This is a genomic window from Streptomyces sp. NPDC088810 (genome assembly GCF_044750305.1).
Taxonomy (GTDB): Bacteria; Actinomycetota; Actinomycetes; order Streptomycetales; family Streptomycetaceae; genus Streptomyces.
In genome coordinates, this window is record NZ_JBIVJQ010000010.1 from 41,099 (window position 1) to 56,247 (window position 15,149).

Sequence of the window (15,149 nt, forward strand, 5' to 3'; positions counted from 1 at the left end):
TCCTGGCGGTTGGATGTGCGGTGACGTCCGATCCGACCGCTGGAGGCGCGGTGGCTGAGCCTGTTCGTACGCACAGACCGACCGACCAGGAGGGGCAGCGGCTGCAGCAGATCGTGCGCCGGGGCAGTACGAGTTCGGTGCGTTATCGGCGCGCGATGATGCTGTTGGCTCGGCCGGCGGTAACCGGGTGCCGGTGATCGCCCAGCTGGTGCAGGCAGACGAGGACACGGTCCGGGATGTGATCACCGGTTCAACGAGATCGGCCTGGCCTGCCTGGACCACCCTCGGTGGACGGGAGGCCGTCCCCGCCTGCTCAAGCCTGACGACGAGGATTTCGTCATCCAGACGGCCACGACCCGACCCATCAAGCTCGGCCAGCCTTTCACCCGCTGGTCACTGCGCAAATCTCAGCAGCGACCTGACCAGCCAACCCTGACCGAACCTCTCCTTTGCGGCGGAGACGCCTGAGCCTATGCCCGGGGTGTGCCGTCCCAGCGCCATGTGGTGAGGCGAGGGTGTCCGGGTAGTTCGGCGCGTCCAGTGGCCCACAAGAGGGTGGGCCAGGGATCCGCGGACGACGGTGCGTCCGGAAACAGCCGAGCGAGCACCCGAGAGCACAGATCGGCAGGCGGGCTCCATGCGAGACCGAGCCCTTGTGCCAGGTCGTGCGTGTGCACCAGGGTCTCCACGATCCCCATCGCGGCGAAGCCCTCAGGGTCCGAGACGCCGAAGACGTGGTGAGCGCGGGTCTGCGGAGGCGTCGTGCGCACCATGGCGACCAGCAGCGCGCCACTCGCTTCCAGGACCTGCAGCAGGCCAGCGGGCCCGGCCTTGCGGTTCGCGTGAATGGCGTTCGCTGGGCCGCCGGGCCGTCGGCTCTCCCATACGAAGGGCACCTCGCCATCCAAGGGCGGCGTCTTGGGCCCCAGTTGAGCAGCGTAGGCAAAGAGGTCGTCGCTGAGGTGCTCGACGGTTTCCCAGCAGTCCCATTCCAGCGAACCGGCCTTGCCTTCCCACGCGGCTGGGGGCGCCTCGCGAAGGACTGCCACAGCGAGTTGCACGGCAAGGTCGAGGTCGTCCGCGGTGACGGGAGGCTGGGGAAGGGCAATATCGGCTGATCGGGACATGGCAGGACCATACCGCGACCGGAGCGAGCCACCCCTCTTTTGTTCAGCGACCAACAACCCGGCGAAGGTTCGCGGTCACAGCACTAGCCGGCCCCGCCGCCCAGTCACCGCAGCACCATGCCCGCTGCCTCCCCCACCTCCTCCGACGGCACGGCCAGGAGGCCCAGTTCGGCTGCCGAGGCCAGGAGCCGGTGGGTGGGGAGGATGCGGACCGTGTAGCCGTAGGGGCCGGTGCGGTCGAGGGAGAGGGGGCCCTCGTAGAGGAGGCGGCCTTCCAGGTCGGGGGTGCCGGTCGGTTTCAGGGGGACCACCGTGGCGTCGGTGATGCGGTCCTCCGCGTCCACCCGGCCGGACACCGCCTGGACCTCCACGTCCTCGGGGGTCAGCGAGCCGAGGGCCACCCGGACGCGCAGGCCGACCGACGTGCCCAGCTCCGCCGTGGCACTCGTCGCCGTCGTCTCCACGTGGTCCACGCTCACCCCGGACCAGGCCGCCCGCACCCGGGCCTTCCACGCGGCCAGCTCGCTGGCCGTGTCCGGGGTCAGTGCGCGGTGCGCCTGCGCGGCGGGGACGTAGAGCCGGTCGACGTACTCGCGGACCATGCGGCCGGCCAGCACCTTCGGGCCGAGCAGGGAGAGCGTCTGGCGGACCATCTCGATCCAGCGGTCGGGCAGGCCGGCGCGTCCGCGTTCGTAGAAGCGCGGTGCGACCCGCTGCTCGAGCAGGTCGTACAGGGCCGCCGCCTCGATGTCGTCGCGGCGGTCGGGGTCCGTGCCCGCGCCGTCCGCGGTCGGGATGGCCCAGCCGAAGTCCGGCTGGAACCACTCGTCCCACCAGCCGTCCAGCACGGAGAGGTTCAGGCAGCCGTTCAGGGCCGCCTTCATGCCCGAGGTGCCACAGGCCTCCAGCGGCCGCAGCGGGTTGTTCAGCCAGACGTCGCAGCCGGGGTAGAGCTTCTGCGCCATCGCCATGCCGTAGTCGGGAAGGAAGACGATACGGTGCCGGACCCGCGGGTCGTCGGCGAAGCGGACCAGCTCCTGCACCAGGCGCTTGCCGCCGTCGTCCGCCGGGTGCGCCTTGCCCGCGACCACGAGCTGGACCGGGTGCTCGGGGTGCAGCAGCAGCTCCATCAGGCGGTCCCGGTCGCGCAGCATCAGCGTCAGGCGCTTGTACGACGGCACCCGGCGCGCGAAGCCGATGGTCAGGACGTCCGGGTCCAGCACCCCGTCGATCCAGCCCAACTCCGCGTTCCCGGCGCCGCGTTGCCGCCACGACACCCGCAGCCGCTCCCGCACCTCCAGCACCAGCTGTTCGCGCAGGGTCCGGCGCAGCTCCCAGATCTCCTGGTCCGGGATGTCCGCGACCGAGTCCCAGCGCTCGGAGCCGCCGACGCTCAGCGCGTCCTCGGTCCGCTGGGCGCCGACCTGCCGGGCCCCGAGCCGCAGCACCTCCGGCGCCACCCAGGTCGGCGCGTGCACCCCGTTGGTCACGGAGGTGATCGGTACCTCCTCGGGATCGAATCCCGGCCACAGTCCCGCGAACATGCTCCGGCTGACCTGCCCGTGCAGCAGCGACACCCCGTTGGCCCGCTGGGCCAGCCGCAGCCCCATCACGGCCATGTTGAACAGGTTCGGCTCGCCGCCCGGGTAGGTCTCCATGCCCAGCGCCAGGATCCGCTGCACGTCGATCCCGGGGAGTTCGGCGTCGGGGCCGAAGTGCCGGCCGACCAGTTCCCGGTCGAAGCGGTCGATGCCGGCCGGCACGGGGGTGTGCGTGGTGAACACGGTCCCGCCCCGCACCGCCTCCAGCGCCGAGTCGAAGTCCAGCCCGCCGACGCACAGTTCGGCGATCCGCTCCAGACCGAGGAAGCCCGCGTGCCCCTCGTTGGTGTGGAACACCTCCGGCTCGGGGTGCCCGGTGAGCCGGCAGTACGTCCGTACGGCCCGCACACCTCCTATGCCGAGCAGCATCTCCTGCAGCAGCCGGTGCTCGCTGCCGCCGCCGTAGAGCCGGTCGGTCACCCCGCGTTCGCCGAGCTCGTTCTCCTCCACGTCCGAGTCGAGCAGCAGCAGCGGCACCCGGCCCACCTGCGCCAGCCAGATCCGGGCGCGCAGCGCCTTGCCGCCGGGCAGCGCGAGGGAGACCTGCGCCGGGGTGCCGTCGGCCTCCTTCAGCTGGGTGAGCGGCAGTTCGTTGGGGTCGAGCACCGGGTAGTGCTCCTGCTGCCAGCCGTCCCGGGAGAGGGTCTGCCGGAAGTACCCGTGCCGGTACAGCAGCCCGACCCCGATCAGCGGCACCCCGAGGTCGCTGGCCGCCTTCAGATGGTCGCCGGCGAGGATGCCGAGGCCGCCGGAGTACTGCGGGAGCGCGGCCGTGATGCCGAACTCGGGCGAGAAGTAGGCGACGGCGCCGGGCAGGCCGTCGGCCTGTTCCTGGTACCAGCGGTCGCCGGTCAGATAGTCGTCGAGGTCGTCGGCGACCGCGGTGAGCCGGCGCAGGAACCGCCGGTCCCCGGCCAGTTCGGCCAGCCGCGCCGGCCGCACACTGCCCAGCAGCCGGACCGGGTCCCCGCCGCTGCCGGCCCAGCCCTCCGGACAGACGGACTGGAACAGATCGCGCGTTTCCGCATGCCAGGACCAGCGCAGATTGCGCGCCAGGTCGCTCAGCGGCCGGAGGGGGTCGGGGAGTACGGGACGGACGGTGAACCGACGGATCGCCTTCACTTTCCACCTCGGGACGCGTCGCGGGGTGAGACGCACGGCGCTGTGCGTCTCGTCGTCGTCTTCGACGGTAGTGGTTACCGCGCGGTCGGTGGGGACGTACCGGCCGGGTGTCGGAGCTGTCGGGGCGTCAAGGCCCGGTCAGGGGGCACCCGCAGAAAAGGGGCCGGTCTTGTGCGTAGACGTACGCGTGAGTAGTTAACAAAGTGCCGGATTGCCCACCCGAACCGGTGGGGAAGGCTCCTCCGGTACACACCCCACAGGCGCACCACAGCACTTCCGCAGGACCCACCTCCCCACAGCCATCCGCCCACACCCACGTCGAAGCGGACAGGAGCGGTCATGCCCGCGACGCAGCATTCGTCAGCACCCCCGACAAGCAGCAGGACCAAGGCAGCAGGAAAGAGGACGACGGGGAGGAAAGGCGTGGCACCGGCCGACGCCGCCGGCCCGACCGCGGACGGGGAGCGGTCCTCCCCCAACGCGGCCACCACCCTGGGCCGTATCCCCGTCCTGGACGTACGTCCCGTGGTCCAGCACGGGCGCCGGCCCGCGAAGGCGGTGACCGGGGAGTCGTTCGAGGTGTCGGCCACCGTGTTCCGGGAGGGCCACGACGCCGTCGCGGCGAACGTGGTGCTGCGGGACCCGGCGGGCCGGGCCGGCCCCTGGACGCCGATGCGGGAGCTGGCCCCCGGCACCGACCGCTGGGGCGCCACGGTCACCGCGGGCGAGCCCGGCCGCTGGACCTACACGGTGGAGGCCTGGTCGGACCCGCTCGGCACCTGGCGGCACCACGCCCGGATCAAGATCCCGGCAGGTATCGACACGGATCTGGTGCTGGCGGAGGGCGCGCAGTTGTACGAGCGAGCCGCCGCCGGAGTCCCGGAGGACCTCCGCGCGCCCGTGCTGGACGCGGTGGCGGCCCTGCGGGACGAGGACCGCCCGGCCGCCTGGCGGCTCGCGGCGGCCCTGGCCCCGGACGTGGAGGCGGTCCTGGCCCGTCATCCGCTGCGGGAGCTGGTCACCGCGTCGGATCCGATGCCGCTGCTGGTGGAGCGCGAAAGGGCCCTGTACGGATCCTGGTACGAGTTCTTCCCGCGGTCGGAGGGCACGGCCGAGCAGCCGCACGGCACGTTCCGTACGGCCGCGCGCCGGCTGAAGCCGATCGCGGACATGGGCTTCGACGTGGTGTACCTGCCGCCGATCCATCCCATCGGCACGACCTTCCGCAAGGGCCCCAACAACACCCTCACCGCCGGCCCGGACGACGTCGGCGTGCCCTGGGCGATCGGCTCCCCGGAAGGCGGCCACGACGCCGTCCACCCCGACCTCGGCACGATCGAGGACTTCGACTTCTTCGTCGCCGAGGCGGAGAAACTGGGTCTGGAGATCGCGCTGGACTTCGCGTTGCAGTGCTCGCCGGACCACCCCTGGGTCCAGAAGCACCCCGAGTGGTTCCGGCACCGCCCGGACGGGAGCATCGCCTACGCCGAGAACCCGCCGAAGAAGTACCAGGACATCTACCCCGTCGCGTTCGACGCCGACATGGACGGGCTGGTCGCGGAGACCGTCCGGATCCTGCGGCACTGGATGGCGCACGGGGTGCGGATCTTCCGGGTCGACAATCCGCACACCAAGCCGGTGGTGTTCTGGGAGCGGGTCATCACGGAGATCAACCGCACCGACCCGGATGTGATCTTCCTGGCGGAGGCGTTCACGCGGCCGGCGATGATGCACACGCTGGCGCAGATCGGTTTCCAGCAGTCGTACACGTACTTCACCTGGCGCAACAGCAAGCAGGAGCTGACCGAGTACCTGACGGAGCTGTCGGGTGAGGCGGCGGCCTACATGCGGCCGAACTTCTTCGCCAACACCCCCGACATCCTGCCCGCCTACCTCCAGCACGGCGGGCGGCCCGCGTTCGAGGTGCGTGCCGTGCTCGCCGCCACCCTCTCCCCCACGTGGGGCATCTACTCCGGTTACGAGCTGTGCGAGAACTCCCCGCTGCGAGAAGGCGGCGAGGAGTACCTGGACTCGGAGAAGTACCAGCTCAGGCCGCGCGACTGGGCGGCCGCCGAGCGCGAGGGGCGGTCCATCGCGCCGCTCGTCACCCGGCTCAACACCATCCGACGGCGGCACCCGGCCCTGCAGCAGCTACGGGACCTGCACTTCCATCACGCCGACAAGGACGCGGTGATCGCCTACAGCAAGAGCACGGGTTCGGACACGGTCGTGGTGGTCGTCAATCTCGACCCCCACCACACCCAGGAGGCAACGGTCTCGTTGGACATGCCGCAACTCGGCCTGGACTGGCACGAGTCCGTGCCGGTGCGCGACGAGCTCACCGGCGAGACCTACTACTGGGGCAGGGCCAACTATGTGCGCCTCGAACCGGGTCACAGGCCCGCGCACGTCTTCACCGTCCTGCGACCGTCCACCCCGCAGATCGGAGGGTCACCCACCATATGATCGTCAATGAGCCCGTTCCGGACACCTTCGAGGACACTCCCGCCAAGGACCGGGACCCGGATTGGTTCAAACGCGCCGTCTTCTACGAGGTCCTGGTCCGCTCCTTCCAGGACAGCAACGGCGACGGCGTCGGCGACCTGAAGGGCCTGACCGCCAAGCTCGACTACCTGCAGTGGCTCGGCGTGGACTGCCTGTGGCTGCCGCCGTTCTTCAAATCGCCGCTCAGGGACGGCGGTTACGACGTCTCCGACTACACCGCCGTGCTCCCGGAGTTCGGTGACCTCGCCGACTTCGTGGAGTTCGTGGACGCCGCCCACCAGCGCGGCATGCGCGTGATCATCGACTTCGTCATGAACCACACCAGCGACCAGCACCCGTGGTTCCAGGAGTCGAGGCGCGACCCGGACGGTCCGTACGGGGACTACTACGTCTGGGCCGACGACGACAAGCAGTACCCGGGTGCCCGCATCATCTTCGTCGACACCGAGGTCTCCAACTGGACGTACGACCCGGTACGCAAGCAGTACTACTGGCACCGCTTCTTCTCGCACCAGCCGGATCTGAACTACGAGAACCCGGCCGTGCAGGAGGAGATGATCTCCGCGCTGAAGTTCTGGCTGGATCTCGGCATCGACGGGTTCCGGCTGGACGCGGTGCCGTACCTGTACCAGCAGGAGGGCACCAACTGCGAGAACCTGCCGGCGACCCACGAGTTCCTGAAGCGGGTGCGCAAGGAGATCGACGCCCAGTACCCCGACAAGGTGCTCCTCGCCGAGGCCAACCAGTGGCCCGAGGACGTCGTCGACTACTTCGGTGACTTCGGGGTCGGCGGCGACGAGTGCCACATGGCGTTCCACTTCCCGGTCATGCCGCGCATCTTCATGGCCGTACGGCGGGAATCCCGCTACCCGGTCTCCGAGATCCTCGCCAAGACCCCCGCGATCCCGTCCGGCTGCCAGTGGGGCGTCTTTCTGCGCAACCACGACGAGCTGACCCTCGAAATGGTCACCGACGAGGAACGCGACTACATGTGGGCCGAGTACGCCAAGGACCCGCGGATGCGCGCCAACATCGGCATCCGGCGGCGCCTGGCACCCCTGCTCGACAACGACCGCAACCAGATCGAGCTGTTCACGGCCCTGCTGCTGTCCCTGCCCGGCTCGCCGATCCTCTACTACGGCGACGAGATCGGCATGGGCGACAACATCTGGCTCGGCGACCGCGACGCCGTCCGCACCCCCATGCAGTGGACACCCGACCGCAACGCCGGCTTCTCGTCCTGCGACCCGGGACGCCTCTTCCTGCCCACGATCATGGACCCGGTCTACGGCTACCAGGTCACCAACGTCGAGGCGTCGATGTCCTCGCCCTCGTCGCTGCTGCACTGGACCCGCCGCATGATCGAGATCCGCAAGCAGAATCCTGCCTTCGGACTGGGGTCCTATACCGAGCTGCCGTCGTCGAACCCGGCGGTGCTCGCCTTCCTGCGCGAGTACGAGGACGACCTCGTGCTGTGCGTCCACAACTTCTCCCGCTTCGCGCAGCCCACGGAGCTGGACCTGAGCCGGTTCGGCGGGCGGCACCCCGTCGAGCTGTTCGGCGGGGTCCGGTTCCCGGCGGTGGGCGAGCTGCCGTACCTGCTCACCCTCGCGGGGCACGGCTTCTACTGGTTCCGGTTGCGCCCGGAACCCGTGTAGTGCGGGCCGGTGGGGCGGTGCGGCGTTTCCACCGCCCCACCCGGGGCACGCATCAGTAACACCCCGACGACCCCCGGGGAAAGGACGTGACGCCCATGGCGGATACGGTCACCTCTTCCGGCACCACCCCTCTCCTCACCTCGCTCGACCCCTTGTTGCGCGCCTGGCTGCCCCGGCAGCGCTGGTTCGCCGGCAAGGGCCGTCCGGTCACCGGGTTCACCCCCGTGTCGGTCACCGAACTGCTGCCGCCCGACGGCCGGCTGGGCCTGTACCACCTGCTGCTGCGCGTCCAGCAGCCCGCCGCGCCGGGCGCCCCGCCGCACCCGGGCGACTGCTACCAGCTCCTCATAGGCGTGCGCGAGGCGCTGCCGCCCCGGCTGGCGCCCGCGCTCATCGGACACGTGACGCAGGGCCCGCTCGCCGGACGCACGGTGTACGAGGCCCTGTACGACCCCCGGCCCGCCGAGGTGCTGCTGGAGGCCCTGCGCGCCCGGGCCCGCATCGGCGCGCTGCGCTTCGAGCGGGAGTCCCGGCAGGAGATCCGGGCCGGCCTGGTGGCCCGGCTGATGACCGCCGAACAGTCCAACTCGTCGGTGGTCTACGGAGATACGTTCATTCTCAAGCTGTTGCGCCGGGTGGTGCCCGGCGTCAACCCCGACCTGGAGATACCGCTGGCCCTGGCCCGCGAGGGCTGCCCCCGGGTGCCCGCGCCGACGGCCTGGCTGCACGCCGACGTGGACGCGCAGTCGTATGTGCTGGCCGTGCTCCAGCCGTTCGTGAGCGGGGCCGCCGACGGCTGGGAACTGGCGCTGCGCGAGCTGGCCAAGGGCGAGGACTTCGCCGCCGAGGCCCGCGCGCTGGGCCGGGCCACCGCCGAGGTGCACACCGCGCTGGCCCGCGCCCTGCCGACGGTCACCCTCGGCCACGCACAACTGCAGTTGCTGGTCGACAGCATGACCGAGCGGCTGGCGGCGGCCGTGCAGGCGGTGCCGGCGCTGCGGCCGTACGAGCACGGGCTGCGCTCGGCGTACGCGGCGCTGGCCGACCTGGCCGCCGAGGGCCACACCTGGACCGCCCAGCGGGTGCACGGCGACCTGCACCTGGGGCAGTGCCTGCGCTCACCGTCCGGGAGCTGGTCGCTGATCGACTTCGAGGGCGAGCCGGCCCGGCCGCTGGCCGAGCGGCGCATGCCGCAGCCGCCGGTACGGGACGTCGCGGGGATGCTCCGCTCCTTCGACTACGCCGCCCACTCGGTGACCCCGCCCGCCCCGGACTGGGCGCACGCCTGCCGGGCCGCCTACTGCTCCGGGTACGCGGAGGTCACCGGCCGCGATCCGCGCACCGACCCGGTGCTGCTGCGGGCCTACGAGACCGACAAGGCGGTCTACGAGGTCGTCTACGAGGCCCGGCACCGCCCCGACTGGCTGCCCGTGCCGCTGAACGCGGTGCGCCGCCTCGCCCTGCCCGACCAGGAGGCTCGTTCGTGACCCCCAAGGCCAACAAGCCGTCCCCGGCCAAGAAGGAAGCCACGGCCAGGAAGAAGGCCGCCGCCCGGAAGGCGCCGGCCCAGGAGGTCCCCGCGCAGGCGCCGGCGCCCGCCGTGGAGGCCGCCGTGTCCCCGGCCGTCGACGCCGGCGACCGTGCGCGGCTGCTGGACGGCACCCACCACGACCCGCACGCCGTACTGGGCGCGCACCCGGTGCCGGGCGGGGTCGCCTTCCGCGCGTTCCGCCCGCACGCACAGGCGGTCACCGTGGTCGCGGACGGGCTGCGGGCCGAGCTGCACGACGACGGCGACGGCTTCTTCTCCGGCCTGCTCCCGCTCGCCGAGGTCCCCGTCCACCGGCTGCTGGTGACCTACGACGGCACGGTGCACGAGACGGAGGACGCCTACCGCTTCCTGCCCACCCTCGGCGACCTGGACCTGCACCTGATCGGGGAGGGCCGGCACGAGCAGCTGTGGCAGGCGCTCGGCGCGCATGTCACCACCCACCAGGGGGTCACCGGCACCCGGTTCGCGGTGTGGGCGCCGAACGCGCGGGGCGTGCGGGTCACGGGCAGTTTCAACTTCTGGGACGGCACCGGTTTCCCGATGCGCTCGCTCGGCGGCACCGGGGTCTGGGAGCTGTTCGTGCCGGGGATCGGCGAAGGCGAGCTGTACAAGTTCGAGATCACCCGCCCGGACGGCTCGCGCACCCTGCGCGCCGACCCGCTGGCCCGCCGTACCGAAGTGCCGCCCGCCACCTCCTCGATCGTGTGCGCCTCGCACCACGAGTGGGGCGACGGGCAGTGGCTGGCGCACCGGGCGGACACCCCGGTGCACGAGGCGCCCTTCTCCGTCTACGAGGTCCACCTGCCCTCCTGGCGTCCTGGTCTGACGTACCGCCAACTGGCGGAGGAGCTGCCCGCGTACGTGAGCGAGCTGGGCTTCACGCACGTCGAACTGATGCCGGTCGCCGAGCATCCCTTCGGCGGTTCGTGGGGCTACCAGGTCACCGGGTTCTACGCGCCGACGGCCCGGCTCGGCACCCCGGACGACTTCAAGTACCTGGTGGACCGGCTGCACCAGGCCGGTATCGGGGTGCTGATGGACTGGGTGCCGGCGCACTTCCCGCGCGACGACTGGGCGCTCGCCGAGTTCGACGGGCGTCCGCTGTACGAGCACCACGACCCGCGGCGGGCCGCCCACCCCGACTGGGGCACGCTGGAGTTCGACTTCGGGCGGCGCGAGGTGCGCAACTTCCTGGTGGCGAACGCCGTGTACTGGTGCGAGGAGTTCCACATCGACGGGCTGCGCGTGGACGCGGTCGCCTCGATGCTCTACCTGGACTACTCGCGCGAGCCGGGCCAGTGGACGCCGAACGAGCACGGCGGCCGGGAGAACCTGGACGCGGTGGCCTTCCTGCAGGAGATGAACGCCACCGTGTACCGGCGCTGCCCGGGTGTGGTGACCGTCGCCGAGGAGTCGACGGCCTGGGACGGTGTCACCCGGCCCACCCACCACAAGGGCCCCAGCGGCTTCGGCGGGCTCGGCTTCGGCCTGAAGTGGAACATGGGCTGGATGCACGACTCGCTGCAGTACATGAGCCACGAGCCGGTGCACCGCGCCTACCACCACCACGAGATGACGTTCTCGATGGTGTACGCCTACAGCGAGAACTACGTGCTGCCGATCTCCCACGACGAGGTGGTGCACGGCAAACGGTCGCTGGTGTCGAAGATGCCGGGCGACTGGTGGCAGCAGCGCGCCAACCTCCGCGCCTACCTCGGCTTCATGTGGGCCCATCCCGGCAAGCAGCTGTTGTTCATGGGGCAGGAGTTCGCGCAGGGCGCCGAGTGGTCCGAGGCGCGCGGCCCCGACTGGTGGCTGCTCGACCCGGAGTACGGCGCCGAGGCGGACCACCGGGGCGTGCGGGACCTCGTACGGGACCTGAACGCGGTGTACCGGGCGAGTCCGGCGCTGTGGCAGCGGGACACCGACCCGGCGGGCTTCGAGTGGATCACCGGGGACGCGGCGGACGACAACGTCTTCGCGTTCCTGCGCCACGACGCCGAGGGCACCCCGCTGCTCGCGGTCTCCCATCTGTCCCCGGTGGTCCGCCACGACTACCGGCTCGGGGTGCCGGACGACGTCCCCGCCTGGGTGGAGGTCCTGAACACCGACGCGGCCCGCTACGGCGGCAGCGACGTCACCCGCCCGGACGTCGTCAAACCGGAACCCCAGCCCTGGCACGGCCGCCCGGCGAGCATCCGGCTGACCCTGCCCCCGCTGGCGACGGTGTGGCTGCGCCCGGCCTGACCTGCCCTTTGCCCTCCGCCCCACCCCGCGCCTACGCTCGGCGCCCGGTGGGGCGGAGGGGGAGGACATGCGGCGGATCGTCATGGCGCTGGGGGCGGTGGCGGCCCTGACGGGCTGTGCACCGGACGGGCCGTGCACCCTGTCGGACACGGAGTCGGGTGTCGCCGTGCTGTGGCGGCCCGCCGACTTCGGCCGGCAGCAGGACGCGGTGACGGTACGGCTGTGCGTGGACGGCAGCTGTGCCGAGGGGCCGTCCGGCGATCCCGGCGATCCGTTCCGGTCGCTGTCGGTGCGGCTCCCGGACGACGTGGGCGCCGGCCCGCTGCCGGTGCGGCTGACGGTGACCTCCAGGAGGGACGGCCGGGTCGTCGTACGGGACAGCCGGCGGGCGCGGCTCGCCGAGGAGCACCCCAACGGCCGCTCCTGCCCGCCCACGGCCTGGACGGCGGCCTTCCGGGCGCATCCGGAGAAGGGGCTGACGTCGACGAAGGGCATGGACCTGCGCAAGACGCCCGGCACGTCACGGGAGCGGCACGGCGGCGGCCCGTCCGGCGGGTGAGGACGAGGGCGTTCAGGGGCCCGGGGCGGCAGCCCCCGGACGCCCGCCGTCCGCACCGTCACCCCCGGTCGGCCAGCCCCGGCGGCAGCGACCCCGTGTGCAGTACGCCGAGCCGCTGGGTGGCCCGGGTCAGGGCCACGTACAGGTCGCTCGTGCCGTAGGAGCCCGGCTCCACCACCAGGACGGCGTCGAACTCCAGGCCCTTGGACTGGCGGGGGTCGAGCAGGACGACCGTCTGCGTCAGGTCGGGTTCGGCGCCGGCCGTGACGCCGTCCAGGCGGGCGGCCAGGGAGCGGTGCAGGGCGCGCGGGGCGATCACCGCCAGCCGGCCCTCCGCAGGGGCGAGTTCGGCGACCGCCTTGGCGACCGCGCCGGGCAGGTCGTCGCGGACGTGGCGCACCCAGGGGCGTTCGCCGGTGGAGCGGACCGAGCTGGGCGGTTCGAAGTCCGGGTGCTCGGCGCGGACCACGGCCGCCGCCAGGTCCATGATCTCCGCCGGGGTGCGGTAGTTGACGCCCAGCCGGGTGTGCTCCCAGCGGTCCTCGACATAGGGGGCGAGGATGTCCGCCCAGGAGCCGACGCCGGCCGCCTCCGCCGTCTGGGCGGGGTCGCCGACCAGGGTCATCGAACGGGTGGGGCTGCGCCGCATCAGCAGCCGCCAGGCCATCGGCGACAGCTCCTGCGCCTCGTCCACGATGATGTGCCCGAACGCCCAGGTGCGGTCGGCGGCGGCCCGCTCGGCGGCGCTGCGGTGGTCGGCCTCCTCCTGGCGCTCGGCGAACCGCTCGGCGTCGATGATGTCGTGCGCGGACAGCACCTCGGAGGCGTCCGGGTCGTCGGCCTCCTTGTCCTCGAACTCGTAGGTCCGGGAGGCGTAGGACACGTCCAGCACGCCCTGGGCGTACGCCACCTGGGTCTCGCGTTCGCGTTCGGCGCGGGCGCGCGCCACCCGGTCGTCCTCGCCGAGGAGTTCGGCGGCCTCGTCCAGCAGGGGCACGTCGGCGACGGTCCAGGCGCGGGTGACCGGGCGGCGGATCGCGTCGGCGTCCTCCTCGGGGAGGTAGCCGTCCGGTGCGGCGAGGAAGTCGGCGACCAGCCGCTGCGGGGTGAGCCGGGGCCACAGCTGGTCGACGGCGTCCCAGACCTCGGGGTTCTCGGCGAGTTCGTCGCGGATCTGCGTGACGTCGGAGGCGTCCAGCAGGCTGCTGCCGTCGTAGGGGTCGGTGCCCACGCGCTCGGCGTACAGCTCGGTGAGCGTGTTGAGGATGTGCCCCTCGAAGTGCTCGCGGGCCTCGTTGTGCGGCAGCTTGGCGGCGCGGGTGCGCTCGCGGGCGACGCTCACCAGACCCTCGTCCAGCATGAGCACCTCGCGGTCGTGCTCGATCGCGATGACCGGGTCGGGCAGGGCCTGCCGGTCGCGGACGACGGCGGCGAGCACGTCGGCCATGGCGGCGCGGCCCTTGACGGCGGCGGCCTCGGGGGTGTCGGCGGCGGTGGCCCGCACGCCGGGGAACAGCTCGCCGACGGTGGCCAGCAGCACCCCGGTCTCGCCGAGGGAGGGCAGCACCTCACCGATGTAGCCGAGGAAGGCCGGGTTCGGGCCGACGATGAGGACGGCCCGGCGGGCCAGCAGCTCCCGGTGCTCGTACAGCAGATAGGCCGCCCGGTGCAGGGCGACCGCCGTCTTGCCGGTGCCGGGGCCGCCCTCCACGACCAGCACGCCCCGGTGCGGCGCCCGGATGATGCGGTCCTGGTCGGCCTGGATCGTCTGCACGATGTCGCTCATCCGGCCGGTGCGGGCCGAGTTCAGCGCGGCCAGCAGGACGGCGTCACCGTTGTGGTCCTCGTGCCCGGTGCGGGTGGCGTCGCCGAGGTCGAGGATCTCGTCGTGCAGGGAGGTGACGGTACGGCCCTCGGAGGCGATGTGCCGGCGGCGGCGCAGGCCCATCGGGGTGTGGCCGGTGGCCAGGTAGAAGGGCCGGGCGACGTCGGCCCGCCAGTCGATGAGGACCGGGGTGCGCTCGGTGTCGTCCTCGCGCAGCCCGATCCGGCCGATGTGGTGCTCGGTGCCGTCGGCGAGGTCGATGCGGCCGAAGCAGAGCGAGCCGTCCACGGCGTTCAGCGCGGCGAGCAGCCCCGAGCGCTCGGCGACCAGGATGTCCCGCTCCAGCCGGGCCTGCATGGGCTTGTCGCCCTGGGCGAGCGCGTCCGCGACGGAGTTCTGGGCCTCGCCGCGCAGCACGTCCACGCGCGCGTACAGTCCGTCGACGAATTCCTGCTCCTGCCGGATTTCATCGTCTGGAAATTCGGTGTTTGACAATTCCGCTCCCGCCCGGATATACTGTGCTCAGTAAACGTCATTCGTGGCTCATCGAAATGAAAGTCACGAATCATTGAATATACGCACAGGAATCCCCCGAGCGCAATTGCTCGGGGGATTTTTTGCGGGCGGGGCCGCTTTAGAGCACGTCCTGCAGCTCCTCCAGGAGGCGCCGCTTGGGCCGCGCCCCCACCATCGACTTCACGGGCTCACCGCCCTGGAACACCATGAACGTCGGCATCGACAGCACCTTGTACGCGTTCGTGGTCTCCGGGTTGTGGTCCACGTCCAGCTGGACGACCTTGAGCCGCTCCCCCTCCTCCGCGGCGAGGGCGCTCAGCACCGGCGCCATCTGCCGGCACGGCGGACACCAGTCCGCCGTGAACTCCACCAGCACCGGCAGTTCCGATGCCAGCACCTCCTTCTCGAAGTCCGCGTCCCCCACCTCGGGCACACCC

General features: G+C 71.7%; 9 protein-coding genes and 1 pseudogene. 6 read left to right on the plus strand and 4 right to left on the minus strand.

Going from position 1 to position 15,149, the window contains the following annotated elements; all coding sequences use genetic code 11:
* Positions 1-50 precede the first annotated feature (50 nt).
* Positions 51-405: pseudogene (locus ACIP4Y_RS28020) on the plus strand (transposase); the annotation flags it as partial.
* A 65-nt stretch (positions 406-470) separates the two neighbouring features.
* Here the strand turns inward: ACIP4Y_RS28020 and ACIP4Y_RS28025 are convergent.
* Both ACIP4Y_RS28025 and ACIP4Y_RS28030 read right to left on the minus strand, forming a co-directional pair.
* Positions 471-1,127: a maleylpyruvate isomerase N-terminal domain-containing protein gene (locus tag ACIP4Y_RS28025; protein ID WP_401398483.1), complete on the minus strand. Its 657-nt coding sequence runs from the start codon at positions 1,125-1,127 to the stop codon at positions 471-473.
* A gap of 104 nt (positions 1,128-1,231) precedes the next feature.
* Positions 1,232-3,850, minus strand: coding sequence for a glycosyltransferase family 1 protein (locus ACIP4Y_RS28030; protein WP_401398485.1), 2,619 nt, complete (start codon positions 3,848-3,850; stop codon positions 1,232-1,234).
* Between the two features lie 339 nt (positions 3,851-4,189).
* Between ACIP4Y_RS28030 and ACIP4Y_RS28035 the strand changes: the two genes are divergently transcribed.
* The 5 genes from ACIP4Y_RS28035 to ACIP4Y_RS28055 all read left to right on the plus strand — a co-directional run bounded on the left by ACIP4Y_RS28035 (position 4,190) and on the right by ACIP4Y_RS28055 (position 12,371).
* Positions 4,190-6,316, plus strand: a complete 2,127-nt coding sequence (locus ACIP4Y_RS28035) for an alpha-1,4-glucan--maltose-1-phosphate maltosyltransferase (RefSeq protein WP_401398487.1) — start codon at positions 4,190-4,192, stop codon at positions 6,314-6,316.
* A complete protein-coding gene (gene treS / locus ACIP4Y_RS28040) occupies positions 6,313-8,013 on the plus strand; it encodes a maltose alpha-D-glucosyltransferase (protein ID WP_401398489.1) in 1,701 nt (566 codons plus the stop codon). Before ACIP4Y_RS28035 ends, treS begins: the two co-directional genes overlap by 4 nt.
* A gap of 95 nt (positions 8,014-8,108) precedes the next feature.
* The gene (locus tag ACIP4Y_RS28045; protein ID WP_401398491.1) at positions 8,109-9,500 is read left to right on the plus strand and encodes a maltokinase; all 1,392 of its coding nucleotides are present in this window, start codon (positions 8,109-8,111) and stop codon (positions 9,498-9,500) included.
* A complete protein-coding gene (glgB, locus tag ACIP4Y_RS28050) occupies positions 9,497-11,812 on the plus strand; it encodes a 1,4-alpha-glucan branching enzyme (protein ID WP_401398493.1) in 2,316 nt (771 codons plus the stop codon). Before ACIP4Y_RS28045 ends, glgB begins: the two co-directional genes overlap by 4 nt.
* 67 nt (positions 11,813-11,879) lie before the next feature.
* The gene (locus ACIP4Y_RS28055) at positions 11,880-12,371 is read left to right on the plus strand and encodes a membrane lipoprotein lipid attachment site-containing protein (RefSeq protein WP_401398495.1); all 492 of its coding nucleotides are present in this window, start codon (positions 11,880-11,882) and stop codon (positions 12,369-12,371) included.
* A gap of 58 nt (positions 12,372-12,429) precedes the next feature.
* Here the strand turns inward: ACIP4Y_RS28055 and ACIP4Y_RS28060 are convergent, their stop codons facing one another.
* Both ACIP4Y_RS28060 and trxA read right to left on the minus strand, forming a co-directional pair.
* On the minus strand, positions 12,430-14,661 hold the full coding sequence (locus tag ACIP4Y_RS28060) for a HelD family protein (protein ID WP_401398737.1): 2,232 nt from the start codon (positions 14,659-14,661) through the stop codon (positions 12,430-12,432).
* Positions 14,662-14,830: 169 nt separating this feature from the next.
* Positions 14,831-15,145, minus strand: a complete 315-nt coding sequence (gene trxA / locus ACIP4Y_RS28065) for a thioredoxin (protein WP_358640199.1) — start codon at positions 15,143-15,145, stop codon at positions 14,831-14,833.
* Positions 15,146-15,149 lie beyond the last annotated feature (4 nt).

Coding starts and splice junctions, on each gene's coding strand:
- ACIP4Y_RS28045 (WP_401398491.1), top strand. CDS start 8,109: ATGGCGGATACGGTCACCTCTTCCGGCACCACCCCTCTCCTCACCTCG.
- ACIP4Y_RS28055 (WP_401398495.1), top strand. CDS start 11,880: ATGCGGCGGATCGTCATGGCGCTGGGGGCGGTGGCGGCCCTGACGGGC.
- ACIP4Y_RS28025 (WP_401398483.1), bottom strand. CDS start 1,127: ATGTCCCGATCAGCCGATATTGCCCTTCCCCAGCCTCCCGTCACCGCG.
- treS (WP_401398489.1), top strand. CDS start 6,313: ATGATCGTCAATGAGCCCGTTCCGGACACCTTCGAGGACACTCCCGCC.
- ACIP4Y_RS28035 (WP_401398487.1), top strand. CDS start 4,190: ATGCCCGCGACGCAGCATTCGTCAGCACCCCCGACAAGCAGCAGGACC.